Origin of the sequence: Serratia sp. TMDUHS_CL, assembly GCF_037137105.1 — a bacterium.
GTDB classification, from domain to species: Bacteria; Pseudomonadota; Gammaproteobacteria; order Enterobacterales; family Enterobacteriaceae; genus Serratia; species Serratia nevei.
This window is the reverse complement of record NZ_JBBBDV010000006.1, coordinates 160,569-186,690: the sequence shown is the minus strand read 5'-3', so window position 1 is coordinate 186,690 and position 26,122 is coordinate 160,569. Positions and strand designations below refer to the sequence as shown.

Below are 26,122 nucleotides of genomic sequence, written 5' to 3'. Positions count from 1 at the left end.
GCGACGGAATCACGGCAAACATCACCCCGCGCATTATTTACCTCATTGTGTGTAGTTTTTTATATCACTTCTTAATTATTGAACTCGCTGGGCTTCGCCAGCAAAGTTTGCAGATTATCCACACCAACGCTGGGCCATAAAAAACCTTGCAGGCCTAAAACACCGGCGTATCTGAGTTTATTAAAGTACTCTTTTTTCTCTATTCCTCCGACGATCACGCCTTTACACAACAGGTTGATATTCTTTAACAACGAGTCGATGACCACGTCATACCCCTGATGGGTAAACAGCTGCCAGTAAAAACGCTTGTCTATCTTTACATAGTCAAACAAACCATCATACAGCGCGGTCAAGGTGGCTTTACCGGAACCGAAATCATCGAGCCACAGCGTAAACATTTCGCTTAATCGCTGCACGTTCGGGTTGTTCTTCCCGGCCGAAAGATTCGGAAAACTCTCACTCATTTCGAATGCAATAAAAGGATATTGCCTGATCCATTGGCACAATGCCGGATCGGAAAGAATAAGTTCGACGATGGTTTCTTCGATATTGATGGTCAACTGCACGCTGTTACCGGTAAACCAGCCCGCGTGCCGCTCCGCAAGTTTCAATTGCTCATTAAATAACTCAATCCTTTGTTCAGGCGCCAATAAATTAATCCCAATTTCGGCCGGCATGGCTAAATCACCGTCGAGACTGTTGAAACGGCTCAACATTTCCACCGCCAACAGCCTGCCCTCCATTGAGTAAACAGGTTGAAAAACATAGCTACTAATAAAGTCAGCTTCGAGTTGGATGTTCATTTTAATGCCACAGGATGAATGGCTAGCGTATCATCGTATATCAATATATTTTATCGATCAATCCTTCTGGGATTAATCGGAAATATCAATGCAAATACCCATGAAATATCATTTAATTGATAGATTAAAGCTATACGACAATCGCGAAAGGCGCAAAAGAAAAGCAGCTGAACTTATGCCACCTTTCTCGCCTAACGCGTGATATGAAAAGGTATTTGGCTTAAGTGGATTGGATGACGGGCTAAATTTGACTTATCTCCGTTGTTTTATTTAAGAAAAATCTTAAATAAAGTAAAATAATCTTTCTGCCGTAACGCCGATTTTTCCTGTCGTTAACGATGACTGATTAAATTTAATAACACATCAATTCCGCCCGTTATTCTCAGCATTGAAAACGTAAAAAAATGCCCACCTTGATTTTCAGAAAATCTGCGCTACGCCCCTGCGAAACGTCGATTTCAGCGATAAAAAAAGGGATGAGCACGCTCATCCCCTTCACCATCCCATACCGGCTAACGGATCGTTTCGCTCAGCCATTGCCGCAGTTCGGTCAATTCCGCCGCCTGTTGCGGATAATCCGCCATCAGCCGATCGCAGCAAGCGGCAACGGGCTCGCTGCGATACGCGCAGCCCACCAGCGCTTTCGCCAGCCGTTGCAGCGGGGCGGGATTCAGGCTGTCGGTGAACACCTGCGCGCGAACAATCGTTCCCTTCTCCACGTCGAAGAACAGATCCACGCCGCCCCAGACGAAGCGTTCGTTAAGCAGATGACTGAACGCCGGCGCCTTGCCGAAATTCCATTCCCAACTGCTCTGTTTGGCGAACTGCGCGGCAAAATCGGGCAAATCGGGGAATACGTCCGGCGAAATGATCTCCGGCTCGGCCGTCTCGCCATAATGGGCAAAAAAGGCCTGCACGATGGCTTCGCACACCTGTTCATGGCTGATACCCGGCAAAAACTCCGCCAAATTGGCGACGCGCGAACGCACCGAGGTGATGCCCTTGGCCTGCAGCTTTTTGGGATCCGGATTGAGGTAGTCCGCCAACCGCTCCAGATCGGCGTTCAGCAGCAGCGTGCCGTGGTGGAAACCACGGTCCTGGGTTTCTCGATAGGCCGAGCCGGATATTTTGCGCGGCCCGTCGACGGTTTCCATCACCAGATCGTTGCGCCCCGACGCGCCGGCAGTGACGCCCAGCTGCCGCAGCGCTTGCAGAATGATGTCGGTCGAGACGCTTTTGTCGTAACCCGGTTTGCCGGCCATAAAGGTGAAACAAGTGTTGCCGAGGTCGTGAAATACCGCCCCACCACCGCTGCTGCGCCGCGCCAGCCGAATGCCGTCCTGCTCCATGCGCCGGGTGTTGCACTCTTTCCACGGGTTCTGCGACTGGCCAATCACCACCGTTTCGGCATTGCGCCACAGAAAGAGGATTTTTTGCGTGGTCATCTCGCGGAAGATGCATTCTTCCACCGCCAGGTTAAACCAGGGATCGTAGGAATCGGAGATCAGTAAACGCAGGCTGTTCATGGCAGGCACCGTTCAAAACACGTGATGCCGCCATGATACACCAAATCAATAGGTTAAGGCTAAATGCGTCGCGCCTGCCAGTATACCCGCTTCCAGTAGACGTTATCGAGCGAGGAGCGGATCACTCCGCGGCTGGTCGACGCGTGGATAAATTGGTCGTTGGTATCGTAAATGCCGACATGCAGGCCGTTCTCACCGCCGCCGGTTTTGAAAAACACCAGGTCGCCCGGCATCAGCTCATCACGCGAAACCTTGGTGCCCAGCGAGGTTTGCTCTTCGGTCGAACGCGGCAGCTGCATGTCGAAACGATCGCGGAACGTGCGGTAAACAAAGCCGGAACAATCTACGCCGCCGCGATCCAGGCCGCCGTAACGGTATGGCGTGCCGTACCACTGACGCAGTTGCTCGTTGAGCTGGGCCACCACCACGATAGAGTCCGCCAGGCGGCCGCTCGGCGGCGGCGCATGGCTGCTGCAGCCGGCGAGGATCAAACTGGCTAATAAAAACCACACACGCATCCGCATAATATTCCTTCATTGAACACGCTGCCGCATTATGCCAATCGGCACACCACCACCGCCTGCGAGGCGAAGCCGGCACCACGTAAGGAGAGCGCTATTTGGCGTTAATTTATCTCCCGCACGGGGAAAAAGGCAAGCGCCATGAGGGAGATAATAGCAGGATCGCCGGTTTTGACCCTATTCCGGCGATTTTGTCTCGGATTTGCTGTTAATCAGCCAGACGCCGAACAGAATAAACAGCGTGCCCAACGTTTTCAGCAGCGTAGCGGATTCGTTAAACCACGGCAGGATCACCGCCGCCAGATAGACCAGCGCGTAGCTGACGCTCAGCAGAGGATAAGCGCGGTTTAACGGCAGGTGGCGCAGCGCAAAGAACCAACACAGCATCGACAGCGCATAACCGAAGATGCCGTCGCCCACCGCCAGAAGCGGCAGCCAGTAGTCGCCGATCAACGCCAACGAGACGTCGGCGAACGACATCAGCGGGATTTGCACCATGCCCCACTTCATCAGCAACTGCGCCAGCGTCACCAGCAACACGCTGGCGGCGCCCCAGGCATAGCCCCTCATGAATGCACGCTCATCAGCAGGATCCCCAACATAATCGACGCTACGCCACACCAGTGGCGCACGGTCGTCGGCTCATGAAACAGCCAGCGCGCCGCCAGCGTCACCATCACGAAGTTCAGGCTGAGCATCGGGTAAGCCAGGCTGAGCGGCAGGCGTTGCAGCACATTGAGCCACACCGCCATGCCCAGCCCCAGCAGCAGCACCGCCAGCGCCAGCCAACGCAGCGTCTGCTTCAGCCGCGCTTCGTCCGCCCGCTCCCAACAGTGCGCCGCCTGCTTCTGGCACAGCTGCCCACCGCAGGTGAGCAGGCTGACCACAATCACCAACAGAAAACCCATCATGGTTGCTGTTTATACCACATCAGCACCAGGCGATTCATACGATCTACCTTGTCTGCGGCAGGCAGTTCCTGCGGCAGCGCTTCGCCACGGGACAGCTGCAGCACCAGGGACACATTCCCCTGTTTGCGCGCCTGCGCCAGCCACTGCGGGAAGTCGGCGTCGCTGATCAGGTGGCCTTTGGCGTCCGGATACTCCAGACCATAAGCTACCTCGCCTTTCTGGCTGTACATCAGCACGTCGCTACGCTTCAGTTCCCAGGCCAAACCGGCCGCTACCCCGACGCTGTCGGTCAGCACGTAACGGCTGTCGCCCAGCTCGGCCATCGTGGCGCGCGCGAAGTTCTGCGGCAGCTTGGAATCGGTCACCTGTTGCGGGATGGCGTAGCCGATCACCAGGCACAGCAATACCGGGCAGGCCGCCGCCCAGCGCCATTGACGGCCGTTATCGCGTGCGGAAACCAGCGCGAACAGGAGCCAGCCGCCGAAGGCGATCAGGCCGAGCACCACCTTCGGCCACTCTTGCGCGGTAAACAGATGGGCTTTCGGCAGCAGGCCGGCGCTCAACACCACCAGCGCCACGATGCCGATCAGCCCGAACAGGCCGTTCAGCCAGGCATTGGCCTTGAACAGTCTGGCGCGCAGGGTGGCGGCGTAGTCTTCCGCATAGGCGGTCATCAGCAGCGCCAGCGGCGCCATGCACGGCAGAATGTAGGTCGGCAGCTTGCCTTTGGCGATGCTGAAGAAGATCAGCGGCATCATCGCCCAGCTCAGCAGGAAGAACAGCTCCGGGCGCTGTACGCGTTCGCGCCAGCCCTTGAGCAGCGCACCGGGCAGCAGCGCCAGCCACGGCAGCACCGCCGCCAGCAGGATCGGCAGGTAATACCAGAACGGCGCCTTGTGCTGGGCGTTATCTTCGGCGAAACGCTGAATATGTTCGACCCAGAAGAAGTAATTCCAGAAATCGGGTTCGCGTTGCGCGATCGCCAGCGCCCACGGCAGGCTGAGCAACGTAGCGGTCACGATCGCCACCGGGCCGTAGCACAGCAGATCCTTGATGCGACGTTGCTGGATGACGATCGGGATCACCGCGATCACCGGCACCGCCAGCGCCAGGAAGCCCTTGGTCATAAAGCCCATACCGCAGGCCAAGCCCAATAGCGCGTAGGCGCCCAGCTTGCCTTTGACCGAGGTGGCTTTCAGCGTCAGGTAGTAGCTGACCATCGCCGCCGCCAGCCACAGCGAGATCATCGGATCCAGCACGCTGTAGGTGCCGATGCTGAACACCAGCACCATCGACAGGAATATCAGCGCCGCCAGGCTAGCGCGGCGCGCATTGCGCCACATCAGCATCGCCAGCGCGAACACCAGCAGTGCGGTCATGCCGGTGCTGAACACCGAGCCGAAGCGCACCGCAAAGTTGTTTTCGCCGAACAGCCACTGGCTGATGTTATTGAACCAGTAACCCGCCACCGGCTTTTCGAAGTAGCGCAGCCCCAGCAGGTGCGGCACAACCCAATCGCCGCGCTGCAGCATTTCACGGCTGATCTCGGCATAACGCGTCTCGTCCGGCTGCCACAGCAGGCGGCCGTTAAGCGGGATCAGGTAAACCAGAGCAAAAAAAACGGCCAGCAGAATGGCCCAGGATCCTTTTAGCGCCTTCATGTAACGTCCTTCACATCGGTTTGACAGCCCAGCCAACCTTCGCGGCCGGGGAAAGGAGCACGCTTGATGCGGCCCAACGGCAGTGACGCCAAATCTTGTGGTAACAGCGCGCCAAGCGGACAGAATTCGATGCCCTGCTGCCGTGCGCGTTGCAATAACTGTTCGAACATCGCCGCTTGCGACATGCCTTCCACTTCGGTGTGAATGGTGTACACCGGCACGCCGCGATCATTCTCGATGGCGCGCAGAATGTAGTCGTTGAAGTCGGCCATGCTGACTTCGCTGCCGATCACTTCGTCGAAGGTCGGCAACGTCACCGGGATCTGCACCGTGCCATGACGCCCGTCGCTCAGCACCGGACGGAACGGATGGGTGCCGCGGCAATCGCTGTTGTAATGGAAGCCGAAGCGTTGCTTGACCTCCAGCACGCGCGTATCGGCACGCCAGCCCGCCACGGCGGAGCATTTCACCGGCTGGCCGGTGCTGGCGCTCAGGGCATCGACGCCCAGCTGCACTTGTTCGGTCAGCTGCGCCTCGCTCCACTTGCCGACCTTGGCCTGCCACCCCTGGTGATCCCAGGCGTGCAGCCCGACTTCATGGCCGGCTTCGGCGGTGCGCTTCATCAGCGGCCCCAACGCGCGTGAAATGTTGCGCCCCGGCCAGGCGGTGCCGGCCAGCAGAATGTCCAGGCCGTACAGCGAGGCGGCGTTCGAACGCAGCATTTTCCACAGAAATTTCGGACGCAAAAGGCGCCAAAGATGGCGCCCCATGTTGTCCGGTCCCACGCTGAAGAAGAAGCTGGCCTGAATGTCGTACTTGTCGAACAGGTCCAGCAACTGCGGCACCCCTTCACGGGTGCCGCTGAAGGTATCTACATCAACCCGCAGACCGACTTTCTTCATGCATCGTTCCCTTCCTGAACGGTAGTGCGCAGGAAGTAGTCCAGCGTATCGGCGACGGTTTGCTTCATCTCGATGGTCGGCTGCCAGCCCAGCAGGCGGTGAGCGTTCTTGATGCTCGGCGTGCGGTGCTCGACGTCCTGGTAACCTTTACCGTAGTAGCTACTGCTCTCAACGTCCTTGAAGCCGGCAAACGGCGGGAAGCGGTCGCGCAGCGGGTGGTTGTTGAAGCTTTCCAGCAGCATTACCGCCAGCTCGCGGATGCTCGCTTCGTTGGTCGGGTTGCCGATGTTGACGATCTGGCCGTCGCACAGGCCGTCGCGGTTCTCGATGATGCGGAACAGCGCTTCGATGCCGTCGTTGATGTCGGTGAAGCAACGTTTCTGCGCGCCGCCGTCCATCAGTTTGATCGGCGAACCTTCCACCAGGTTGAGGATCAGCTGGGTGATGGCACGGGAAGAGCCGATACGCGCAGCGTCCAGGTTATCCAGGCGCGGCCCCATCCAGTTGAATGGACGGAACAGCGTGAACTTCAGGCCTTCTTTAGCGCCGTAAGCCCAGATCACCCGATCCAGCAGCTGTTTGGAGACCGAGTAGATCCAGCGCTGTTTGTTGATTGGCCCGACGATCAGGCGCGAATGGTCTTCGTCGAACTCTTTGTCGTCGCACATGCCGTACACTTCTGAGGTGGACGGGAAGATGATGCGCTTGTTGTATTTCACGCAGTCGCGAACGATTTTCAGGTTCTCTTCGAAGTCCAGCTCGAACACGCGCAGCGGGTTACGGGTGTATTCGATCGGCGTCGCGATCGCCACCAGCGGCAGCACCACGTCGCATTTCTTGATGTGATACTCGATCCACTCGGAGTGGATGCTGATGTCGCCTTCCACGAAGTGGAAACGCGGGTTGTCGAGGAAACGGCTGATGGCGTCAGAACCGATATCCAGGCCGTAGATGTCGTAGCGATCGTCACGCAGCAGGCGCTCGGTCAGGTGGTTACCGATGAAGCCGTTGACCCCGAGGATCAGCACGCGAGTGCGGCGTTTCATTACGGCGTTCGGCTTGGCGGCCAGGCGCACGTCGGTGACGATGCCCATTTCCTGCGCCAGGCGGCTGCCCTGCACGTACAGGCCGCTGTCGTTCTGACCGGCAACGATCTCCAGCGCGCCTTCGCCACAGGCGATGACCAGCGGCGAGGTGCTCAGTACGGTGCCCGGCTGCTTGTCGTGTTGGGTATCCAGCACGCGAGAGCGCCAGACGATCAGCTTGCGCTGGCCGAGGTAGCTGAAGGCACCCGGGTACGGTTCCGTGACGGCACGTACCAGGTTGTTGATCTCTTTGGCGGACTTGTGCCACAGGATCTCGCCGTCCGCCGCGGTGCGACGGCCGAAGTAGCTGGCCTGAGACTCATCCTGCTTGGTGAAGGTGGCGGTGCCGTTCTTCAGCTTCGGCAACTGCTCTTTCAATACGGCCTGCGCGGCTTCCAGCACTTTTTTGTGCAGCGTCAGCGCAGTGTCGCTGTCGGCGATGATCACTTTCTGCTGACCGACGATGTCGCCGGCGTCCGGGCGTTTCACCATCTTGTGCAGCGTGGCGCCGGTTTCGGTTTCGCCGTTCACCAGCGCCCAGTTCACCGGGGCGCGGCCACGGTAATGCGGCAGCAGCGAACCGTGCAGGTTAAAGCCGCCCTGCGGTGCCAGCGAGAGGATCTCGTCGCTCAGCATATGGCGGTAGTAGAACGAAAAGATCACGTCCGGCTGCAGGTCGCGAATGCGGTCAACCCACAGCGGGTGGTTCACGTCTTCCGGCGCATAGACCGGCAGATCCAATTCGGCGCCCAAACGGGCCACGGAGGAGAAGAAGTTGTTCTCACCAGGGTCGTCGGTGTGCGTGAATACGGCCTGCACGTCATAACCCGCCTCAGTCAGCGCTTTCAGACCTGCGCAGCCAATATCATGGTAAGCAAATACAATAGCTTTCATCATTCTTCTTCCTGAGTATTGTGGTCCTGCTGTACGCCGACCACTTTCTGAACAAAATAGCGAGGACGTGCGCGCACGTCGGTATAGATGCGGCCGATGTATTCACCCAGTAGCCCCATGCCAACAAACTGGGCGCCGATAAAGGTGAACAGCACGGCGAAGAGGGTGAACACGCCGCCGGCGGCCCATTCAGGGCCGAGCAGCAGACGCAGCGCAATCAGCACCAGCGCCAACACAAAACCGGACAGCGCCACGATGCTGCCGACCACGCTGAGCAAACGCAGCGGGGTGGTGGTCAGGCAGGTGATCAGGTCGTACATCAGGTTGATCAGCTTCATCAGGCTGTACTTGGAATCGCCAAACTCGCGCTCGGCGTGACGCACGTCGATCTCGGTCGTGCGACGGGCGAAGGTGTTCGCCAGAATCGGGATAAAGGTGCTGCGCTCGTGGCAGTGCAGCATCGCCTCAACGATGTGACGACGGTAGGCGCGCAGCATGCAGCCGTAGTCCCCCATCGACTTGCCGGTGGCGCGTTGAATCATCATGTTGATCACGCGCGAAGCGCTTTTGCGGAACCAGGAGTCTTGACGGTTGGCGCGCACGGTGCCCACCACGTCATAGCCCTCTTCCGCCACGCTGACCAGACGAGGGATCTCCTCCGGCGGGTTCTGCAGATCGGCGTCCAGCGTAATCACCAGATCGCCGGTCACCTGGTTGAAACCGGCCATGATCGCCGAGTGCTGGCCATAGTTGCGGTTCAGCAAAACGGCGATGACGTGGCTGTCCGGCTTTTCCGCCGCCGCGGTCAGCATGTCCGCGGAGTTGTCGCTGCTGCCATCGTCGACGAGGATGATTTCATAAGGTTGAGATAACTGCTTGCAAGCGGCGGTAGTACGCTCCAGCAACGCCGGCAGACTTTCCTGCTCGTTGTATACCGGGATGACTATCGACACTTTTTTAATCGGTTCAACGCGAGACACGTAAAGACTCCACAACAGAAGACAAGGCATTGACCACGCGATCCACGTCGGCGTCGGTCATATCAGGGAATAGCGGTAAAGTGCACAGCCGCGCCGAGTTCCATTCGGTATTCGGCAAGGAAAGCTGCGGATAACGCTCACGGTAGAATTTCTGGGTATGCGCGGCGCGGAAATGCAGCCCGGTGCCGACGCCAACCTCTTTCAGACGCTCCATCAACCGATCGCGATCGATGCCGCAACGCTCAGGATCGACACGGACCATAAACAGATGCCAGGCGTGGTCATGCGGGTAATCCGGCACGCCCAACGGTTGGAACGGCGAGCCTTCGAGCGCGCTCAGGTAGCGCTGTGCCAGCGCCTTGCGGCGCGCGTTCAGCTCAGCGAAGCGCGACAGCTGCACCACGGCGATCGCCGCGTGAATGTCGGACAGGTTGTATTTGTAACCCGGCTCCACCACTTCGGCCTGCGGTTTGCGGCCAAGCTGCTGACGATCGAAGGCATCGACGGCCAGACCGTGGAACTTCAGGCAACGCAGGCGATCCGCCAGCGCATCGTCGTCGGTGGCAATCAGGCCGCCTTCGGCGCAGGTCACGTTTTTAATGGCGTGGAACGAGAAAATCGCCGTGCCGCGCGCACCGACCCATTCGCCGTTGTAGCGCGTACCAACCGCATGGGCGGCGTCTTCGATCAAAGGCAGGCCGTGGCGTTCGGCCACGGCACGCAGCGCATCCATCTGCAGAGGAGCGCCGGCGTAGTGCACCGGAACAATCGCTTTGGTTTTCGGGGTGATGGCAGCCTCAACATCGGCGGCGCTGACCATCAACGTATCACGGTCAACGTCGATCATGACCGGCGTGGCGCCCAGCAGCTCGATCATGTTGAGGGTGGAAACCCAGGTTTGCGAAGGGGTGATGACTTCGTCGCCGGGGCCGATACCCAGCGCCATCAGCGTGATGTGCATGCCCGCCGTGGCGGAACTGACGGCGATCGCATGCTTACAGCCGAAGGTGGAACAGAAGTCGCTTTCCAGCTGCTGGTTTTGCGGCCCGGTGGTGATCCAACCGGAACGCAACACTTTCTCTACCGCGGCGATTTCTTCATCGCCGATGGCCGGGCGAGAGAAAGGCAAAAATTGATCCATAGTTAACCCCAAACGTATCGAACTGCTTTTGATGACACTGTAAATCCCTTTCGTTTAACGGATATTAAACGCCAGAGAAGAATCGTTTCCGTGGATTAACTGCCAATGTAAGGCCGCAAGCTTAACTAAACCTTAAGACGAGACTTGTCATCAGTGGGTCAACTGATTGGTGGGTGCCGCCATCATCTATTTAAAATCATTGTTAAAATCAATTTCTTATATTTATTAATAATTATTTACGTATTTTATTTTTGCCGAATCAAGCGTAGCACGTCATCGACGTTTTTCAAGAAAATCGATAAGAAAGTGAGAGGCAGCCCAATATTAACCGATGATTACCCGGCTATTTATATTCACTACGTTTAGTTTTCGTTTACGTTGCGCCCCGCCGCCGCCGCGACTCAAGCCGTGCGGGTCATGATCCAACGCTGGTCCCCCACCCATTGCAGGTGGAAGTCCACTTCATAGATCTGCGACAGCAGCGCGGGTGCCATCACCTCACGCGTGGCCCCCTGTGCCACCAGCCGCCCGGCGTGCAGCAACCAAACCCGATCGGCCTGCTGTAAGGTATGATTCAGATCGTGCGCGCACACCAGCGCGCTGCGCCCGCTCTGGCAAAATTCCCGCAGCAGGCGATCCAGCGCGACTTTCTGAGCCACGTCCAGGCTGTTGGTCGGCTCATCCAGCAACAACAGCCGACTGTGCGGATTGACGCTGGGCCACACCTGCAGCAACACCGCCGCCAGCCGCACCCGCTGCCATTCGCCACCGGAGAGCTGCGTCAGCATGCGTGACAGCTTATCCACCAGCTTCAGCCGCTGGCACAAATAGAGAATGGCGTGTTCCACATCGGTTTGCGCCGCTGCCGCTGGCCGGTGCAAGGCCAAATACTGGAACACCGGCATCAGCGACACCGGCGGCTGTTGCTGGCTGAGATAGCCACGCCGGCATGCCAGCGCGTTACCCGGATAATCGGCCAGCGCGCGCCCGTCCAGGCGAACCTCGCCCAGCCCCGGCAGCATGCCGGCCACCCGCGCCAGCAAGGTACTCTTCCCGGCGCCGTTTGGGCCGATCAGATGAACCTGCAACCCGCCTTCAATCTGTGCCGAAAAAGGCGCCAGGCGCCCCGCCACCCCAACCTCGACGAGTTGCAGCATCCGTCTTATCCTGCCAGCGCTTGTTTTACCGCCGCCACCAGCGCCGGATCTTCCGGTGTGGTGTCAGGCGAGAAGCGTTGGATCACCGTGCCGTCGCGCGCGACGAGGAATTTCTCGAAGTTCCACAGAATATCGCCGGCGTGCTTCGGCGCCCGCCCTTTGCTGGTCATCCGCGCCAGGAACTCGCTGCCCTGCGGTGCGACAGCATCCGGCTGCGCGGCAATCAGCGCCTGGTACAGCGGATGCCGATGTTCGCCGTTCACCTCAATCTTGGCGAACATCGGGAATTGCACGCCGAAGGTGCCGCGGCAAAACGCCAGGATCTCTTCGTTGCTGCCCGGCTCCTGGCCCAGGAATTCATTGGACGGGAACCCCAAAACTTCCAGCCCCCGATCGCGATAGGTTTCGTACAGCGCTTCCAGCCCTTCATATTGCTTGGTCAGGCCGCACTCCGAGGCCACGTTGACCACCAGCAGCACCTTACCCTGATAGGCGCCCAGCGTGGTCGCCTGATTTTCGATGGTGTGTAACGGCAGGTTGTAGATTGGCTTGCTCATCGGTTGTCATCCTTTGGTTTTTTAATGGCAGGTGAATGAAGAAAACTACCTTACGCCCTTTGTTCGGGTCAGTAACCAGATAAATAGCGGCGCCCCCAGCGTGGCGGTCACCACGCCGATCGGCAGCTCGGCCGCCAGCAGCACAACGCGGGCGATCACATCGGCCACCAGCAACACCCCGGCTCCCGCCAGCGCGCAGGCCGGCAGCAGATAGCGCTGGTCGGTCAGGCCGGTGAGCCGCAAAATATGCGGGATAACCAACCCAACAAAGCCAATCACTCCGGCGAGCGCCACGCTGACGCCGACCAGCCAGCCGATCGCCAGCACCAGCAAATTACGCCACAGATGCAGCGACAGCCCAAGTTGCCGCGCCTGCACCTCGCCCAGCGCCATCAGGTTGAGCGCTCTGCCCTGGCCGCACAGCCACAGCAGCACCGGCAGCAGCGCCAGCACCAGCCACTTTTGCCGCCAATCGACGCCGCCGAAACCGCCCATCATCCAGTACATCAGCTGCCGCAGATCGAGGCTGGTGCTGAAATAGACCGCCCAGGTCATCAGCGCGCTGCACACGATGCCCAGCGCCACGCCAACCAGCAACAGCCGTGCATTGGTCAGGCGCCGACGCCGAGCGAAGCCCAGCAGCAAAAAGGTCATCGCCAGCGCACCGGCTATCGCGGCGGCGCTCATCAGCGCCACCGGCAACAAACCGTGCCCCAACAGCACCGTCAACACCAGCGCGACGCCGGCGCCGTTAGCCACCCCCAGCAGACCGGGCTCCGCCAGCGGGTTTTCAAACAGCGCCTGCATCACCGCGCCTGCCACCGCCAGGGCGGCGCCGACCAGCATCACCGCCAGCGCGCGCGGTAAACGCAGTTGCCAAACGAACAGCTGCGCCCGATCGCTGAACCACGCTGACGGCCATATCCATTGGTCACCGGCGCAGAGGCTGAACAGCAACGCCACCGCCACGCCCAGCGCCAGCAGAGTGACCTGGCGCTTATCGCGGTAGCGCTGATGTTGCAACAGTAAGGTGAAAGTACGACTGGTTGGCATGGCGCGGCGGTTCCCTGCCGGCCGCTGTCGTGGCCGGATAATTGACGTCTGAGTCGAATATTAGGGGGTTAACGCCGCAAGGGGAAGCCTTGCGTAGGCGATGGCGCAGGAAAGCAGCGGCTGGCCCTGCCCGTCATCACCATGATGATGGCAAAACCAGCCGCCGAAAAACTCAGGGATTAACGATGCGGGCCGGCGTTGCCCGGTGGATAAGGCTGACGGCGGTCGCGATTATCGCGATCGCCGTGGAACGGATTGCCGCTGCGCTCCGGCTCGCGATGCTCATAGCCACGCGGCGGCGAAGGTTGCCAGCGTCCGCCGTCCCAGTACAAACCGCGCGCATTGCGCTCACCCAGACCGCGGCCCTGGTGCGCATGCCACCACTGCGGTGGACGCCAGTCGTAGCCATCCCAGTAGTAGCCGCGACGGTCCTGATCCCCCAGATGCAGGGAAACGCCCGGCACGTTGATATCGACGGACACATCGGCCTGCGCCGCCAGCGGCAGCAACAGCGGGAAACACACCAGCAACAGGATCTTTTTCATTTTACCTTCTCACTCTATTTTTCTTGCTGCAGTGGTTATATCAGCGTGCTTATTTAACGACTATCTCATCGATGCCTATTTTCAGATCGTTTTCGACGGCCTTACACAATCCCTACACTGTTTGCCGCCGCCTTTAATTATCATAACCACTGACAAGGTTTAACGAATAACTGACGTCTCTCAGACCTCAAGACAATTATAATTAAATGGATTCCCACCGGAGGATAATAAGATGATTAAACGTATCGGTATGTTGCTGGCCGTTGTGGCCCTGGCCTCAAGCCTCAGCGCCTGCTGCTGGGGCCCGCATTGGGGCGGCGGCCACCGCGGCGACGGCCCAGGCCATTATTATGGCCGTTATTGAAATGACAAATAAGGCCAACCATCAAATGAAATAAGATATAAGAATATTCCGCAAATAAGATTAAATAAATTTTCGCCGTAGTGCTTTAATGAATAAATTTAATTCCTACATTGCCCATTAGGAATAAACTGAATTTTCCCAAAAAAAAGAAAAAGGCCGCGCAAGCGGCCTTTTTTGATGTCACGTCACTCACCCTTTCGGGCTGGCGTTTTCTACCCGGCTTTTCAGCTTCTGCCCCGGACGGAAGGTCACCACGCGGCGCGCCGTAATCGGAATGTCTTCGCCGGTCTTCGGGTTACGCCCCGGACGTTGGTTCTTGTCACGCAGATCAAAGTTGCCAAAACCCGACAGTTTTACCTGTTCGCCATTCTCAAGGGCCCGACGGACCTCTTCAAAGAACAGTTCCACCAGGTCTTTGGCGTCCCGTTTGCTAAGCCCAAGCTTCTCAAACAGGTGTTCTGACATTTCAGCTTTAGTAAGCGCCATAGGTTCAATCCCTCAAGGATGCTTGGAATCGCTGTTTTAGAGCCTCTACGCATTTTGCAACGGTAGCGGCTATCTCCTCTTCTTCCAGTGTACGAGCGGTATCCTGCAATACCAGACTGATAGCCAGGCTCTTGTCACCTTCTGCCACGCCCTTGCCACGGTACACGTCAAACAAGTTTACGCCAACTACCTGATTTGCGCCAACTTTCTTACACTCGGCCAAAATATCTTCTGCGGGGACGTTTTCAGCCACCACAACGGCGATATCACGGCGGTTTGCCGGGAAGCGCGAAATCTCCCGCGCCTGAGGCACGGCGCGGCTCGCAAGCTTGTTCCACTCCAGTTCAAACACCACGGTGCGGCCGTTAAGATCCAGTTTACGTTCAAGTTCCGGGTGAACCACACCAATGAAACCTACGCGTTCGCCGTGCAAATAAATCGCCGCACTTTGCCCTGGATGCAGGGCCGGATTGGCTTCCGCCCGGAACTGAATTTCGGATAATTTACCGGTCAGCTCGAGGACAGACTCCAGATCCCCTTTTAAATCATAGAAGTCGACGGGCTTGCGCGCCAGATCCCAATGCTCATCGTGCGTATGGCCAGCGATCACGCCTGCCAGCATGACATCCTGACGGATACCCAGATCTGCCGCACTATCAGGCACAAAGCGCAGGCCGCTTTCGAACAGGCGCAGGCGCGTCTGCTGGCGGTTCTGGTTATACACCACCGCAGACAGCAGGCCGGTCCACAGCGACAGACGCATCGCCGACATCTCGACCGAAATCGGGCTCGGCAGGATCAGCGCTTCTTCATTCGGATGCAGCAATGCCTGCACTTTCGGATCGACGAAGCTGTAGGTGATCGCTTCCTGGTAGCCGTGATCGACCAGCATGGTCTTCACGCGCTTGAGCGTCAGATCGGCTTCGCGATGCTGGGTCATCACCAGATCGGCACGAACCGGCACATCCGGGATGTTGTCGTAGCCGTAAATGCGCGCCACTTCTTCCACCAGGTCCTCTTCGATCTCCATATCGAAACGCCAGCTCGGCGCGACCGCTTGCCAGCTGTCGCCCTGTTCGGTTACCTGGCAACCCAGGCGGCGCAGAATGTCGCTAACCTGCTCGCTCGGCACCACGTGGCCGATCAGGCGATCCAGCTTCTCGCGGCGCAGCGTGATGGTAGCGCGCTTCGGCAGTTCGTTTTCATTGGTCACGTCGATAACCGGGCCGGCCTGACCGCCGCAGATGTCGAGCAGCAGGCGCGTGGCGCGCTCCATCGCTTTGTACTGCAGCGCCGGATCGACGCCGCGCTCATAGCGGTGAGAAGCATCGGTGTGCAGGCCGTGACGGCGTGCGCGACCGGTGATCGACAGCGGGCTGAAGAAGGCGCACTCCAGCAGCACGTCCTGAGTTTCCCCGTTGACGCCGGAATGCTCGCCGCCGAAGATACCACCCATCGCCAGCGCTTTTTGATGATCGGCGATCACTAAGGTGTCGGCGTTCAGTTTGGCTTCGTTGCCGTCCAGCAGCGTCAAGGTTTCCCCTTCTTCCGCCATGCGCACCACGATGCCGCCGTCGATGCGGCTCAGATCGAAGGCGTGCATCGGTTGGCCAAGCTCCAGCAGCACATAGTTGGTGACGTCAACCACGGCATCGATAGAACGGATACCGCAGCGACGCAGTTTTTCACGCATCCACAGCGGGGTTGGCGCCTTGACGTCGATGCCTTTCACTACGCGGCCCAGATAGCGTGGGCACGCCTGCGGCGCGTCAACGCGGATCGGCAGCGTGGCGTCGATGGTGGCGGCTACCGGGCTCATGTCCGGCTCGGTCAGCGCAACCTGGTTCAGTACGCCCACGTCGCGCGCAACGCCGATGATGCCCAGGCAGTCGGCGCGGTTCGGGGTAACGCTGATCTCGATGGTGTTGTCGTTCAGTTTCAGATAGTCGCGGATGTCGGTGCCGATCGGCGCATCCAGCGGCAGCTCAATGATACCGTCATGATCGTCGGAAATACCCAGCTCGGAGAACGAGCACAGCATGCCTTCCGAAGGTTCGCCGCGCAGCTTGGCGGCCTTGATTTTGAAATCGCCCGGCAGCACCGCGCCCACGGTGGCGACCGCCACTTTCAGGCCGGTACGGCAGTTCGGCGCGCCGCAGACGATGTCGAGCAGGCGATCGCCGCCTACGTTAACCTTGGTAACGCGCAGTTTGTCGGCGTTCGGATGCTGGCCACACTCGACCACCTCGCCCACGACGACGCCGTTAAACGCGCCGGCAACCGGATCCACGCCGTCCACTTCCAGGCCGGCCATGGTGATTTGATCGGATAATGCTTCGCTGCTGATGGCCGGGTTTACCCACTCGCGCAACCAGAGTTCACTGAATTTCATGTGATATTCCCGCCTTACTTAAACTGTTTGAGGAAACGCAGATCGTTTTCGAAGAATGCGCGCAGGTCGGTGACGCCGTAACGCAGCATCGTCAGGCGCTCCATGCCCATGCCGAAGGCGAAGCCGGAGTAAACTTCCGGATCGATGCCCACGTTGCGCAGCACGTTCGGATGCACCATGCCGCAGCCCAGCACTTCCAGCCACTTGCCGTTCTTGCCCATCACGTCCACTTCAGCGGACGGCTCGGTGAACGGGAAGTAGGACGGACGGAAACGAACCTGCAGGTCTTCTTCAAAGAAGTTGTTCAGGAAATCGTGCAGCGTGCCCTTCAGGTTGGTGAAGCTGATGTCTTTATCGACGATCAGCCCTTCCATCTGGTGGAACATCGGGGTGTGCGTCTGATCGTAGTCGTTACGATAAACGCGGCCCGGCGCAATGATGCGGATCGGCGGCTGCTGGTTCTTCATGGTGCGGATCTGCACGCCTGAAGTCTGGGTGCGCAGCAGGCGCGTGGCGTCGAACCAGAAGGTGTCGTGGTCGGCGCGCGCCGGGTGATGCCCTGGAATGTTCAGCGCGTCGAAGTTATGGTAATCGTCTTCAATTTCCGGGCCGGTGGCAACGGAGAAGCCCAGCTCGCCAAAGAAGGTTTCGATCCGGTCGATGGTGCGGGTCACCGGATGCAGGCCGCCGTTCTCCATGCGACGGCCCGGCAGGGACACGTCGATGGTTTCAGCCGCCAGGCGCGCGTTCAGCGCGGCGCTTTCCAGTGCGTTCTTACGCGCGTTCAGCGCGTCTTGCACCTCTTGCTTGGCCTGGTTGATCACCGCGCCGGCCGCCGGACGGTCTTCCGCCGGTACGTCGCGCAGAGACTGCATCTGCAAGGTGAAATGACCTTTCTTGCCAAAATATTCGACGCGCACCAAATCTAACGCGGCAACATCCTGGGCATCTTCTACGGCTGCCTTGGCATTGGCAACCAGCTCTGCGAGATGTGGCATTGCTTTCCTCTTCCTCTGGCCGGGATGGCCCTAAGTAATTGTTATCTATTATTCGAACACGCCTTTGAGCAATCTTCAAAGACTTTTCAATACGTTGCCGGCCAGGCGACTCACCAGCGAGGCACAAGGCTGGCTCAACGCCTGTCGCTCTCACCGCAACGCTTTGCAAGGCGGGACGATGGCCAAAAACAAAAAAGCCTCCACGAGGGAGGCTTAGGCGCTACTTTTCGTTTCTTTTCTTACGCGCAAAGCCTCCTGAAATCAGGCGCTAAAGTAAAAAAAGAAACGAAAAATAGCTGCGTGCATGATTGCGGTACCTTGTCGATGATTGCCCACCAGTGATATAGCGGCGGCCAATAAAAGTCAATATTTGTCGCTGAAAACAAAGATTAAAAGAGGGAGCAAGCTCCCTCTTCTACTGACTTACGCCAGAGCTGCTTTCGCTTTCTCAACCAGTGCGCCGAAGGCCACTTTGTCGAAGACTGCGATGTCAGCCAGGATCTTACGGTCAATTTCGATCGACGCTTTTTTCAAGCCGTTGATGAACTTGCTGTAAGACAGACCGTTCTGACGAGCAGCTGCGTTGATACGTGCAATCCACAGCTGACGGAACTGACGCTTACGTTGACGACGGTCACGGTAAGCATACTGGCCTGCTTTGATTACTGCCTGGAAGGCAACACGATATACGCGCGAACGGGCACCGTAGTAACCTTTCGCCTGCTTCATAATTTTCTTGTGACGTGCGCGTGCAATTACACCACGTTTTACGCGAGCCATATGCTCTCTCCTAAAGTCTTATTCTAAATTCAAAAAAAATGGCTTATGCGTACGGCAGGCACGCGGTAACCAGGACCAGATCGTTTTTAGACACCATGCCTTTCGGACGCAGGTGACGTTTACGCTTGGTTGCTTTTTTGGTCAGAATATGACGCAGGTTGGCATGTTTACGCTTAAAACCACCGCTGCCGGTTTTTTTGAAGCGCTTGGCTGCACCACGTACAGTTTTAATCTTTGGCATTTTAATTAAATCCACTTCGCATTGTTAAACAACGAATCAGTTGGGCGAATAAAACCCACACAGCGCAAGCGCCGCGCGGGTTCCATTACTTGTAAGCCTTACTGTTTCTTCTTAGGAGCGAGCACCATAATCATCTGGCGGCCTTCGATCTTCGTAGGGAAGGATTCGACCACTGCCAGATCCATATCTTCACACAGGTCTTTACGGACGCGGTTAAGCACTTCCATACCGATCTGCTGGTGCGCCATCTCACGCCCACGGAAACGCAGGGTGATTTTGGCTTTATCGCCATCTTCCAGAAAGCGAATCAGGTTGCGTAGTTTGACCTGATAGTCGCCATCATCGGTGCCAGGACGGAATTTGATTTCCTTAACCTGGATAACTTTTTGCTTCTTCTTCTGTTCTTTCGTCGACTTGCTCTTCTCGTAGAGGAATTTGCCGTAATCCATGATTCGGCAAACTGGCGGTTCGGCATTTGGGCTGATTTCTACTAAATCAACGCCCGCTTCCTCAGCTTTTTCAAGAGCTTCATTCAGACTGACAATACCAATCTGCTCGCCATCGACGCCGGTTAGGCGAACTTCTTGCGCGCGAATTTCTCTGTTAATGCGATTAGGACGCGCCGGTTGAACTCGTTTTCCGCCTTTAATACTTTATTCCTCCAGTTGATGAAGACTACGGCTGCGAATCTCTTTCAGCAGCTTGTCTACGACTTCGTTTACGTCCAGGCTTCCCAAGTCTTTGCCACGGCGGGTACGAACGGCAACTTTGCCTGCTTCGACCTCTTTGTCGCCGCACACCAACATGTAAGGGACTCGACGTAAAGTATGTTCGCGAATTTTAAAGCCAATCTTCTCATTTCTCAAGTCCGCTTTCACGCGAATACCTGCATCCTGCAGTTTTTTGGTCAATTGCTGGACGTAATCAGACTGGCTGTCGGTGATATTCATCACCACCACCTGCACCGGGGCGATCCAGGTCGGGTAGAACCCGGCGTATTCTTCGGTCAGGATACCGATGAAGCGTTCCATGGAGCCCAAAATGGCGCGGTGAATCATTACCGGCACGACGCGATCGTTGTTTTCGCCAACGTACGAGGCGCCCAAACGGCCCGGCAAGAAGAAATCGAGCTGCACGGTACCACATTGCCATGCGCGATCCAAACAATCATGCAGGGTAAATTCAATTTTCGGTCCGTAGAAGGCCCCCTCACCCGGCTGATATTCAAACGGAATGCCGTTCTCGGTCAGCGCGGCGGCCAGGTCTTCTTCCGCACGGGTCCACATGTCGTCGGTGCCGATGCGTTTTTCCGGACGCGTAGACAGCTTGACGGCGATCTTGTCGAAGCCGAAAGTGCCGTACACGTCATAGACCATGCGAATGCATTCGTTCACTTCGGCACGCACCTGCTCTTCGGTACAGAAGATGTGTGCGTCATCCTGAGTGAAGCCACGCACGCGCATCAGGCCGTGCAGGGAGCCCGATGGCTCGTTGCGGTGGCAGCTGCCGAACTCGCCCATGCGCAGCGGCAAATCGCGGTACGACTTCAGGCCCTGATTGAAGATCTGCACGTGACCCGGGCAGTTCATCGGCTTGATGCAGTATTCGCGGTTTTCCGACGCGGTGGTGAACATGGCGTCTTTGTAGTTTTCCCAGTGGCCGGTTTTTTCCCACAGCACGCGGTCCATCATGAACGGACCTTTCACTTCCTGGTACTGGTACTCTTTGAGCTTCATGCGCACGAAGGCTTCCAGCTCGCGGAAAATCGTCCAACCGTCGTTGTGCCAGAACACCATGCCCGGCGCTTCTTCCTGCATGTGATACAGGTCGAGCTGTTTGCCGATCTTGCGGTGATCGCGCTTGGCCGCTTCTTCCAGGCGCTGCAGGTAGGCGTTCAGCTGCTTCTTGTCTGCCCAGGCGGTGCCGTAGATACGCTGCAGCATTTTGTTTTTGCTGTCGCCGCGCCAGTAAGCGCCGGAGGTTTTCTGCAGCTTGAAATGGTGGCAGAAACGCATGTTCGGCACGTGCGGGCCACGGCACATGTCGACGTATTCTTCGTGGTGATACAGGCCAGGACGATCGTCATGGCTGATGTTCTCATCCAGGATCGCCACTTTGTAGATTTCGCCGCGCTCAGCGAAGGTGTCGCGGGCTTCTTGCCAGCTGACCTTCTTCTTGATGACGTCGTAATCCTTATCGGCCAACTCGTGCATCCGCTTTTCCAGCAGATCCAGGTCTTCCTGCGTCAGGGTGCGGTCGATATCCACGTCATAATAGAAACCGTTGTCGATCACCGGACCGATCGCCATTTTGGTATCCGGCCACAGCTGCTTGATCGCATGACCCAGCAGGTGCGCGCAGGAGTGGCGCATGATTTCCAGACCGTCTTCATCTTTGATGGTGATGATGGCCAGCTGCGCATCTGATTCGATCAGATCGCCAGCATCAACCAGCTCGCCGTTGACGCGGCCGGCGATACAGGCTTTCGCCAGGCCAGGGCCGATATCGCGCGCGACATCCATCGGGGAAACGGGGTGGTCGAAATGACGCTGACTACCGTCAGGAAGAGTAATAACAGGCATTAATAATTCCTTATCTACAGTGGTGACCCACACGACAGATCACATGCAGTACGAAAATTGGGTTTTGGGTTTGGTCAGCCAGGTTTCAGATCTCGCCCACAATTGCCAGATTGAAACCTCACTGGGTATACAGAATGGAACGCATACCTTCTCAGCCGCATTCGGCTAAGCGAATAGTATCACTAAAATTGTTCCGGATAAATAAAGCGCCGCCCTCACGCTTTCGCGTCATCCGGCGCAAAAACGGTTTTCATGTAGCTCAGGGTGGCCAGCAGGCACAGGCCGTAGCCCAGCAGTTCACAGCCCTCTTCCACCATGTTTTTCACTACCCGGTTATAGCCGTCCAACATCAGCGTTTGCCACAGCGCGCTCATGCCGAACAGGCGGGAAAACACCAGAATGCACAGCAGGCCCGCGCACATCATGCCGTAGCCGGGATGCGTTACGAAATCGGCCAGGCCGCGCACCGTTGCCGCGATGTGCCTGGCGGCATGCCACAGGCAGACCAAGGCGATCGCCAGCGCGAACCACACCCACGCGCCGTGCCACAGCGCATCGAAGGCGAAGTCCATCTCGCGGATCAACATGCAGAGAAAGAAGCCACCGACCAGCATCCAGGCGGAGCGGCGTTCAGCCTGTCGCCAGGCCGCGGCGAAAAAACCGCCGGCGATGGCGAGCAGCAACAGTTCCTGCGCCACTTCGGTCAGCGAGGTTTCATGCACGAAGTTGTGCAGCCAGTGTACGTCGATAAACACCAGGCCGACCAAGGCCGCTAAAAAAGCGCCGTAGAATAGAAAGGCAACGGCCTTCCCCAGCAAAATATTCAGCTCTTGTTTCATAATCACACTCATTATTATTTACAGCGCATCTATGTTATCCACCTGTTCTCAGGGATCGTGGCAATTGATGCCTAATACCGTACACAGCGATAAAGGTGGTCATTAATCACGCCGCAAACAATAAAAACCCCGGCACATGGCCGGGGGAAACGCCAGTCTTTCCTGGCTGTCATTTCATCACCGTCAGTATTTCAGGCTCTCATCCCTCTATCATCGAGACGCGCAAACGAGCCTGGAAATTACGCCTGCGGAGATGATACGGTGACACGCCGGGCGTTGGTGTTAACGCCCCACAAGCCTGCCAATGCACTGACCACTGCGCCAATCAACAATGCAAAGAATGACCACAGGGCAGCCCGAGACAATTCGTCCGCAGCCGCGGCAGCCTGTTCGCGCGCTTTCTGTTTCAGCTCAGCATACTCCTGTTTTGCCTGATTGATTTTTGCTTCGGCTTCATCCAAACGCTGATTAACCAGCTGCGCAGTTTTATTTTTGGCGTCGACCAAATTCTTCACAGTCTGGTCTACTTCCTGCGGCGTCATATTGGTATTTTCAACCAGCGCTTTTTTCAGTGTGTCTTGATCCACATCTTGCGAGATGGCCTCACCATGTTTTTTAAGCTTGTCGACCAGTTGCTTAATAATCGCATCGCTATTGTCGGGCTGAAGTGCCAGGGCTTTTACTGCGTCTGCCAAATCAGTCTTGGCCGCATTCAACTGTTGCTGCATGAATTCAGGCTGCAATGACGGAATACCACTTTTTTTAAGCGCCGTAACCACATCACCATGCAGCTGTTCAGGTTCCAACGTGGTGTCTATACCCAACTTGTCAAACACCTTGCCACCCACGTCCGCTAACCCGGCTGCCCCTTTGCCAATCGCTGAACCGGCACCGGAGAGCAAGCTGCCAGAGGTCGAAGCGATAGCACCCAGCGCATTGCCGGTGGCCTTCACTGCAGACCCGACCAGCATCCCGCCCAGCACCGCCGCCACAATCAGTGACGTAGCCCATACCAGGAAGCCATGAATAAGGCCGTCATTAGCAGCCAAACGTCCGGCAATAAAAGCGCCGGCAGCCAAGCTAATAATGATTGAAACAGCGGACCAAATCACTACGGTGGTACCGGCTCCATTGATTGGATCGTCTGACGTCGGATCCACGATGGAAAATCCAAGGCTGGTACCCAACGTCGACAGCAACAGTGAAACAGCCAATACGGTGATAACACCACCAATGACGCTGCCCCAGGAGATTTTTTTCGCCGCTACCCATTCTTTTGCCACTTCCATAGTAAAACTCCTTTTAAGCTTTTCGATTATAAAGAAATGCCACAAAGCCTTACCAGTATAGAAGTGTTTAATCTCTTAAGCGCTTAAATGGTAAAAACAGTTAAAAATAATTAATAATAATTACAGCACGGACGTGCCTACTCTCGGCGACAACACGCTGACAGAGCGTCTTGGCATCACTATCCTTACGTTATTCACTGGTGAACAGGTCTTGAGCTCATAATATGAACCGGTTACTCGCAGTCCTCGTCGTGCTATGCGCGGTATTAGCGACGCTGTATGGGCTGGTGCATTTTGGCGCGCGTTCAGTGCCGCGAGCGATTGCGGTCAATGAAGCGCCGCTGGGGTGTGAGGATGAACCGGAGCTCGCCGCCGAGTGCAATGGCGAAGAGGAAACGCCGGCCGACGGTTAATTAACCTTCCGAGCTATCCCCATTGCCGCCAGAGACACGGCAGGCTAGGCTGTTCAGCTCATGGGCCGCCGCCTGGCGGCTTGAACGTTGCACAGGGAGTTTTTTATGACGGGTATTTTGCAGTTATTCCAGGCCATCGGACTGGGTTTGGTGCTGCTGTTGCCGCTGGCCAACCCGCTGACCACGGTGGCGTTGCTGCTCGGGTTGTCCGGCAATATGACGCGCGAAGAGCGTAACCAGCAGTCGCTGATGGCCTCGGTTTATGTGTTCTGCATCATGACGGTGGCGTTTTACGCCGGGCAGGTGGTGATGAACACCTTCGGCATTTCGATCCCCGGCCTGCGCATCGCCGGCGGGCTGATCGTCGCCTTCATCGGTTTTCGCATGTTGTTCCCCCAGCAGAGCCCTGAAGAGGCACCGGAGGTAGAAAGCAAGTCGCACGAGCTGCGCCATAAGACGTCGGCCAACATCGCCTTCGTGCCGTTGGCCATGCCGAGCACCGCCGGGCCGGGTACCATCGCGATGATCATCAGCTCGGCGTCGAGCGTCAAAGCGAACACGCTGGGTTTTGAACCCTGGGTACTGGCCGTGGCGCCGGTCGCCATCTTCCTGACGGTCGCGGTGATCCTGTGGGGCTGCCTGCTCAGTTCCGGCGCCATCATGCGCTTGGTGGGGAAAAGCGGCATCGAGGCGATCTCTCGCCTGATGGGCTTCCTGCTGGTGTGCATGGGCGTGCAGTTCATCATCAACGGCGTACTGGAGATTATCTCCACCTATACGCCGGCCGCCTGACGATAAAAAACGGGCGCGATGATCGTCGCGCCCGTTGCCGTTATTTCCCCGCCGGCGCCTGCGCGCCCAAAATGCCCTTGCCTTCCGGCACTTCGGTAAAGCGGCTGAGGATCTCGCTGTAGGTCTTGGCCGGATCCAGATCCGGGAACTGCGCCGGATAGATAAACTTCGCCAGATACTCCAGCCCGACGATGTTGTACGGGTGGTTGTAGAAGTTATGGTAGATACCGTAGAACCGCCCTTCCTTCACCGCCGACACCTGAGCGAACCCCGGGCGCTGCTTCATCCGGTTGAAAGCCTCATCCACCTGCTGCTGCGTCACGCCGTAGCCAAACGGCACCGCGGCGTTGGTCTTGCTGGCCCACTGTGAACCGGAAACGATGTAGGCGTCCGGCTTCATGCTGATCACTTTTTCCAGCGCCACGTCGCCGGTGGCGCCCGGCAGCAGCGCAGAGCCGATATTGCGCGCGCCGACCGCTTCCACCAACGCGCCCCAGCCGACGTGGGCGTGGGTATAGCAGCAGGACTCCAGCCCGTTCAGGCCGGCCTTGGCTTCAAAGAACACCAGCGGCTTGGGTTCCACCGCCTGCGTCTTGGCCAGAATGGCCTGATAGTGCTGCTGATAATAATCGGTATATTGCTTGGCTTCGCTTTCGCGGTTGAGGGTTTCCCCCAGCAGCGTCACGCTTTTCGGCGTGTTTTCCACCGGCTTGAGCATGGTGTCGATAAACAGCACCGGCACGTTCAACGCCTTCAGCTTATCCAGCACGCCGGTTTGGCTCAGCGAAGGTTTGGAACGCAGCTGGGCGATCATCAGATCGGGGCGTTTGGCGATCACGCTTTCCAGATTGACTTCGCCCTTGTCGCTGAACCCCATATCGATGATGTTTTTCGCCGCCGGCCATTTGCTTTGCAAGATGTCCCAGGTCGCCGCATCGCTTTTCTTCAACAGGTTGTTCCAGGCCACCAGCCGATCGAACGGGTTGGCGCGATCGAGCAGCGCCAGCGTGAGAATATCGCGCCCGTCCTGCACCACGATGCGTTTTGGCTCTTGCTGGAGGGTGAGCGTCTGGCCGGAAGTGTCGGTCAGGGTCAGCGGATAGGTAGTGGCCATCGCCGGGACGGAAAGCGCGGCGGCGCAAACCAGCGCCGACAGAGTAATTCGACGGTGCACGAAAAGCTCCTTGGTAAACAATTCAACCAGGGAATA

General features: G+C 57.5%; 28 protein-coding genes and 1 other annotated feature. Of the genes, 3 read left to right on the top strand and 25 right to left on the bottom strand.

Features of this window, described 5'->3' with window-relative positions; genetic code table 11:
• Positions 1-71: 71 nt before the first annotated feature.
• The 14 genes from WCL58_RS13785 to WCL58_RS13720 form a co-directional block, all read right to left on the bottom strand.
• Positions 72-803 (bottom strand): EAL domain-containing protein, encoded by a 732-nt coding sequence (locus tag WCL58_RS13785; RefSeq protein ID WP_087763499.1) that lies wholly within the window; start codon positions 801-803, stop codon positions 72-74.
• A 512-nt stretch (positions 804-1,315) separates the two neighbouring features.
• Entirely contained in the window at positions 1,316-2,329 is a 1,014-nt protein-coding gene (locus WCL58_RS13780) for a lipoate--protein ligase A (protein ID WP_336851286.1), read from the bottom strand.
• A gap of 59 nt (positions 2,330-2,388) precedes the next feature.
• Positions 2,389-2,853 (bottom strand): NlpC/P60 family protein, encoded by a 465-nt coding sequence (locus tag WCL58_RS13775; RefSeq protein ID WP_016927954.1) that lies wholly within the window; start codon positions 2,851-2,853, stop codon positions 2,389-2,391.
• Between the two features lie 174 nt (positions 2,854-3,027).
• Positions 3,028-3,420, bottom strand: coding sequence for a 4-amino-4-deoxy-L-arabinose-phosphoundecaprenol flippase subunit ArnF (arnF, locus tag WCL58_RS13770; RefSeq protein WP_336851285.1), 393 nt, complete (start codon positions 3,418-3,420; stop codon positions 3,028-3,030).
• Positions 3,417-3,761 carry a 4-amino-4-deoxy-L-arabinose-phosphoundecaprenol flippase subunit ArnE gene (arnE, locus tag WCL58_RS13765; protein WP_060419210.1) on the bottom strand — a complete coding sequence of 115 codons (345 nt, stop codon included), beginning with the start codon at positions 3,759-3,761 and terminating at the stop codon, positions 3,417-3,419. The genes arnF and arnE overlap by 4 nt, the downstream gene beginning before the upstream one ends.
• Positions 3,758-5,422: a lipid IV(A) 4-amino-4-deoxy-L-arabinosyltransferase gene (gene arnT, locus WCL58_RS13760; protein WP_070914902.1), complete on the bottom strand. Its 1,665-nt coding sequence runs from the start codon at positions 5,420-5,422 to the stop codon at positions 3,758-3,760. Before arnT ends, arnE begins: the two co-directional genes overlap by 4 nt.
• Positions 5,419-6,324 carry a 4-deoxy-4-formamido-L-arabinose-phosphoundecaprenol deformylase gene (gene arnD, locus WCL58_RS13755; protein ID WP_147840229.1) on the bottom strand — a complete coding sequence of 302 codons (906 nt, stop codon included), beginning with the start codon at positions 6,322-6,324 and terminating at the stop codon, positions 5,419-5,421. Before arnD ends, arnT begins: the two co-directional genes overlap by 4 nt.
• The gene (arnA, locus tag WCL58_RS13750) at positions 6,321-8,303 is read right to left on the bottom strand and encodes a bifunctional UDP-4-amino-4-deoxy-L-arabinose formyltransferase/UDP-glucuronic acid oxidase ArnA (protein WP_336851300.1); all 1,983 of its coding nucleotides are present in this window, start codon (positions 8,301-8,303) and stop codon (positions 6,321-6,323) included. The genes arnD and arnA overlap by 4 nt, the downstream gene beginning before the upstream one ends.
• Positions 8,303-9,283 (bottom strand): undecaprenyl-phosphate 4-deoxy-4-formamido-L-arabinose transferase, encoded by a 981-nt coding sequence (gene arnC, locus WCL58_RS13745; RefSeq protein WP_033642884.1) that lies wholly within the window; start codon positions 9,281-9,283, stop codon positions 8,303-8,305. Before arnC ends, arnA begins: the two co-directional genes overlap by 1 nt.
• Positions 9,270-10,424, bottom strand: coding sequence for a UDP-4-amino-4-deoxy-L-arabinose aminotransferase (arnB, locus tag WCL58_RS13740; protein WP_089185898.1), 1,155 nt, complete (start codon positions 10,422-10,424; stop codon positions 9,270-9,272). Before arnB ends, arnC begins: the two co-directional genes overlap by 14 nt.
• 401 nt (positions 10,425-10,825) lie before the next feature.
• Complete coding sequence (gene btuD / locus WCL58_RS13735; RefSeq protein WP_049198618.1) at positions 10,826-11,581, bottom strand: vitamin B12 ABC transporter ATP-binding protein BtuD; 756 nt, start codon at positions 11,579-11,581, stop codon at positions 10,826-10,828.
• A gap of 5 nt (positions 11,582-11,586) precedes the next feature.
• Positions 11,587-12,138 (bottom strand): glutathione peroxidase, encoded by a 552-nt coding sequence (locus WCL58_RS13730; protein ID WP_336851284.1) that lies wholly within the window; start codon positions 12,136-12,138, stop codon positions 11,587-11,589.
• Positions 12,139-12,183: 45 nt separating this feature from the next.
• Entirely contained in the window at positions 12,184-13,191 is a 1,008-nt protein-coding gene (gene btuC / locus WCL58_RS13725; RefSeq protein WP_087763502.1) for a vitamin B12 ABC transporter permease BtuC, read from the bottom strand.
• 179 nt (positions 13,192-13,370) lie between these two features.
• A complete protein-coding gene (locus tag WCL58_RS13720) occupies positions 13,371-13,736 on the bottom strand; it encodes a DUF2502 domain-containing protein (protein ID WP_336851283.1) in 366 nt (121 codons plus the stop codon).
• Between the two features lie 232 nt (positions 13,737-13,968).
• On the opposite strand from WCL58_RS13720, the gene WCL58_RS13715 reads away from it, so the two are divergent.
• Positions 13,969-14,100 carry a hypothetical protein gene (locus WCL58_RS13715; protein WP_047727673.1) on the top strand — a complete coding sequence of 44 codons (132 nt, stop codon included), beginning with the start codon at positions 13,969-13,971 and terminating at the stop codon, positions 14,098-14,100.
• 189 nt (positions 14,101-14,289) lie between these two features.
• On the opposite strand, the gene ihfA is transcribed toward WCL58_RS13715, so the two are convergent.
• The 10 genes from ihfA to WCL58_RS13665 form a co-directional block, all read right to left on the bottom strand.
• On the bottom strand, positions 14,290-14,586 hold the full coding sequence (ihfA, locus tag WCL58_RS13710) for an integration host factor subunit alpha (RefSeq protein ID WP_004931414.1): 297 nt from the start codon (positions 14,584-14,586) through the stop codon (positions 14,290-14,292).
• Between the two features lie 4 nt (positions 14,587-14,590).
• Positions 14,591-16,978, bottom strand: a complete 2,388-nt coding sequence (pheT, locus tag WCL58_RS13705) for a phenylalanine--tRNA ligase subunit beta (protein WP_197808187.1) — start codon at positions 16,976-16,978, stop codon at positions 14,591-14,593.
• A 14-nt stretch (positions 16,979-16,992) separates the two neighbouring features.
• The gene (gene pheS / locus WCL58_RS13700; RefSeq protein WP_004931416.1) at positions 16,993-17,976 is read right to left on the bottom strand and encodes a phenylalanine--tRNA ligase subunit alpha; all 984 of its coding nucleotides are present in this window, start codon (positions 17,974-17,976) and stop codon (positions 16,993-16,995) included.
• A 187-nt stretch (positions 17,977-18,163) separates the two neighbouring features.
• Positions 18,164-18,286 (bottom strand) — a sequence feature (Phe leader region).
• Complete coding sequence (gene pheM, locus WCL58_RS13695; RefSeq protein ID WP_121626058.1) at positions 18,238-18,282, bottom strand: pheST operon leader peptide PheM; 45 nt, start codon at positions 18,280-18,282, stop codon at positions 18,238-18,240. Its footprint overlaps the feature before it by 45 nt.
• A gap of 113 nt (positions 18,287-18,399) precedes the next feature.
• Positions 18,400-18,756, bottom strand: a complete 357-nt coding sequence (gene rplT, locus WCL58_RS13690) for a 50S ribosomal protein L20 (RefSeq protein WP_004931417.1) — start codon at positions 18,754-18,756, stop codon at positions 18,400-18,402.
• A 43-nt stretch (positions 18,757-18,799) separates the two neighbouring features.
• Positions 18,800-18,997, bottom strand: coding sequence for a 50S ribosomal protein L35 (rpmI, locus tag WCL58_RS13685; protein ID WP_004931418.1), 198 nt, complete (start codon positions 18,995-18,997; stop codon positions 18,800-18,802).
• A gap of 98 nt (positions 18,998-19,095) precedes the next feature.
• A complete protein-coding gene (infC, locus tag WCL58_RS13680; RefSeq protein WP_048233542.1) occupies positions 19,096-19,647 on the bottom strand; it encodes a translation initiation factor IF-3 in 552 nt (183 codons plus the stop codon).
• A gap of 3 nt (positions 19,648-19,650) precedes the next feature.
• Positions 19,651-21,579: a threonine--tRNA ligase gene (gene thrS / locus WCL58_RS13675; protein WP_025159696.1), complete on the bottom strand. Its 1,929-nt coding sequence runs from the start codon at positions 21,577-21,579 to the stop codon at positions 19,651-19,653.
• A gap of 215 nt (positions 21,580-21,794) precedes the next feature.
• A complete protein-coding gene (locus WCL58_RS13670) occupies positions 21,795-22,418 on the bottom strand; it encodes a hypothetical protein (protein ID WP_060440074.1) in 624 nt (207 codons plus the stop codon).
• Positions 22,419-22,657: 239 nt separating this feature from the next.
• A complete protein-coding gene (locus tag WCL58_RS13665) occupies positions 22,658-23,707 on the bottom strand; it encodes a CAP-Gly protein (protein ID WP_060419224.1) in 1,050 nt (349 codons plus the stop codon).
• A gap of 224 nt (positions 23,708-23,931) precedes the next feature.
• Here WCL58_RS13665 and WCL58_RS13660 point away from each other — a divergent pair, with 224 nt between their 5' ends.
• Both WCL58_RS13660 and WCL58_RS13655 read left to right on the top strand, forming a co-directional pair.
• On the top strand, positions 23,932-24,120 hold the full coding sequence (locus WCL58_RS13660) for a hypothetical protein (protein WP_060440075.1): 189 nt from the start codon (positions 23,932-23,934) through the stop codon (positions 24,118-24,120).
• A 105-nt stretch (positions 24,121-24,225) separates the two neighbouring features.
• Complete coding sequence (locus WCL58_RS13655) at positions 24,226-24,912, top strand: MarC family NAAT transporter (RefSeq protein WP_038877591.1); 687 nt, start codon at positions 24,226-24,228, stop codon at positions 24,910-24,912.
• 40 nt (positions 24,913-24,952) lie between these two features.
• Here the strand turns inward: WCL58_RS13655 and WCL58_RS13650 are convergent, their stop codons facing one another.
• Complete coding sequence (locus WCL58_RS13650) at positions 24,953-26,086, bottom strand: ABC transporter substrate-binding protein (protein WP_336851282.1); 1,134 nt, start codon at positions 26,084-26,086, stop codon at positions 24,953-24,955.
• Between the last annotated feature and the right edge of the window lie 36 nt (positions 26,087-26,122).

Bases quoted from the DNA above. Each gene is read 5' to 3' on its own strand.
- WCL58_RS13730 (WP_336851284.1), bottom strand. From the start codon at position 12,138: ATGAGCAAGCCAATCTACAACCTGCCGTTACACACCATCGAAAATCAG.
- arnF (WP_336851285.1), bottom strand. From the start codon at position 3,420: ATGAGGGGCTATGCCTGGGGCGCCGCCAGCGTGTTGCTGGTGACGCTG.
- arnE (WP_060419210.1), bottom strand. From the start codon at position 3,761: ATGATGGGTTTTCTGTTGGTGATTGTGGTCAGCCTGCTCACCTGCGGT.
- thrS (WP_025159696.1), bottom strand. From the start codon at position 21,579: ATGCCTGTTATTACTCTTCCTGACGGTAGTCAGCGTCATTTCGACCAC.
- pheS (WP_004931416.1), bottom strand. From the start codon at position 17,976: ATGCCACATCTCGCAGAGCTGGTTGCCAATGCCAAGGCAGCCGTAGAA.
- pheT (WP_197808187.1), bottom strand. From the start codon at position 16,978: ATGAAATTCAGTGAACTCTGGTTGCGCGAGTGGGTAAACCCGGCCATC.
- rpmI (WP_004931418.1), bottom strand. From the start codon at position 18,997: ATGCCAAAGATTAAAACTGTACGTGGTGCAGCCAAGCGCTTCAAAAAA.
- arnT (WP_070914902.1), bottom strand. From the start codon at position 5,422: ATGAAGGCGCTAAAAGGATCCTGGGCCATTCTGCTGGCCGTTTTTTTT.
- WCL58_RS13660 (WP_060440075.1), top strand. From the start codon at position 23,932: ATGAACCGGTTACTCGCAGTCCTCGTCGTGCTATGCGCGGTATTAGCG.
- WCL58_RS13775 (WP_016927954.1), bottom strand. From the start codon at position 2,853: ATGCGGATGCGTGTGTGGTTTTTATTAGCCAGTTTGATCCTCGCCGGC.
- WCL58_RS13715 (WP_047727673.1), top strand. From the start codon at position 13,969: ATGATTAAACGTATCGGTATGTTGCTGGCCGTTGTGGCCCTGGCCTCA.
- WCL58_RS13720 (WP_336851283.1), bottom strand. From the start codon at position 13,736: ATGAAAAAGATCCTGTTGCTGGTGTGTTTCCCGCTGTTGCTGCCGCTG.
- ihfA (WP_004931414.1), bottom strand. From the start codon at position 14,586: ATGGCGCTTACTAAAGCTGAAATGTCAGAACACCTGTTTGAGAAGCTT.
- WCL58_RS13655 (WP_038877591.1), top strand. From the start codon at position 24,226: ATGACGGGTATTTTGCAGTTATTCCAGGCCATCGGACTGGGTTTGGTG.
- arnD (WP_147840229.1), bottom strand. From the start codon at position 6,324: ATGAAGAAAGTCGGTCTGCGGGTTGATGTAGATACCTTCAGCGGCACC.
- btuC (WP_087763502.1), bottom strand. From the start codon at position 13,191: ATGCCAACCAGTCGTACTTTCACCTTACTGTTGCAACATCAGCGCTAC.
- WCL58_RS13780 (WP_336851286.1), bottom strand. From the start codon at position 2,329: ATGAACAGCCTGCGTTTACTGATCTCCGATTCCTACGATCCCTGGTTT.
- arnB (WP_089185898.1), bottom strand. From the start codon at position 10,424: ATGGATCAATTTTTGCCTTTCTCTCGCCCGGCCATCGGCGATGAAGAA.
- WCL58_RS13670 (WP_060440074.1), bottom strand. From the start codon at position 22,418: ATGAAACAAGAGCTGAATATTTTGCTGGGGAAGGCCGTTGCCTTTCTA.
- rplT (WP_004931417.1), bottom strand. From the start codon at position 18,756: ATGGCTCGCGTAAAACGTGGTGTAATTGCACGCGCACGTCACAAGAAA.
- WCL58_RS13665 (WP_060419224.1), bottom strand. From the start codon at position 23,707: ATGGAAGTGGCAAAAGAATGGGTAGCGGCGAAAAAAATCTCCTGGGGC.
- btuD (WP_049198618.1), bottom strand. From the start codon at position 11,581: ATGCTGCAACTCGTCGAGGTTGGGGTGGCGGGGCGCCTGGCGCCTTTT.
- arnA (WP_336851300.1), bottom strand. From the start codon at position 8,303: ATGAAAGCTATTGTATTTGCTTACCATGATATTGGCTGCGCAGGTCTG.
- WCL58_RS13785 (WP_087763499.1), bottom strand. From the start codon at position 803: ATGAACATCCAACTCGAAGCTGACTTTATTAGTAGCTATGTTTTTCAA.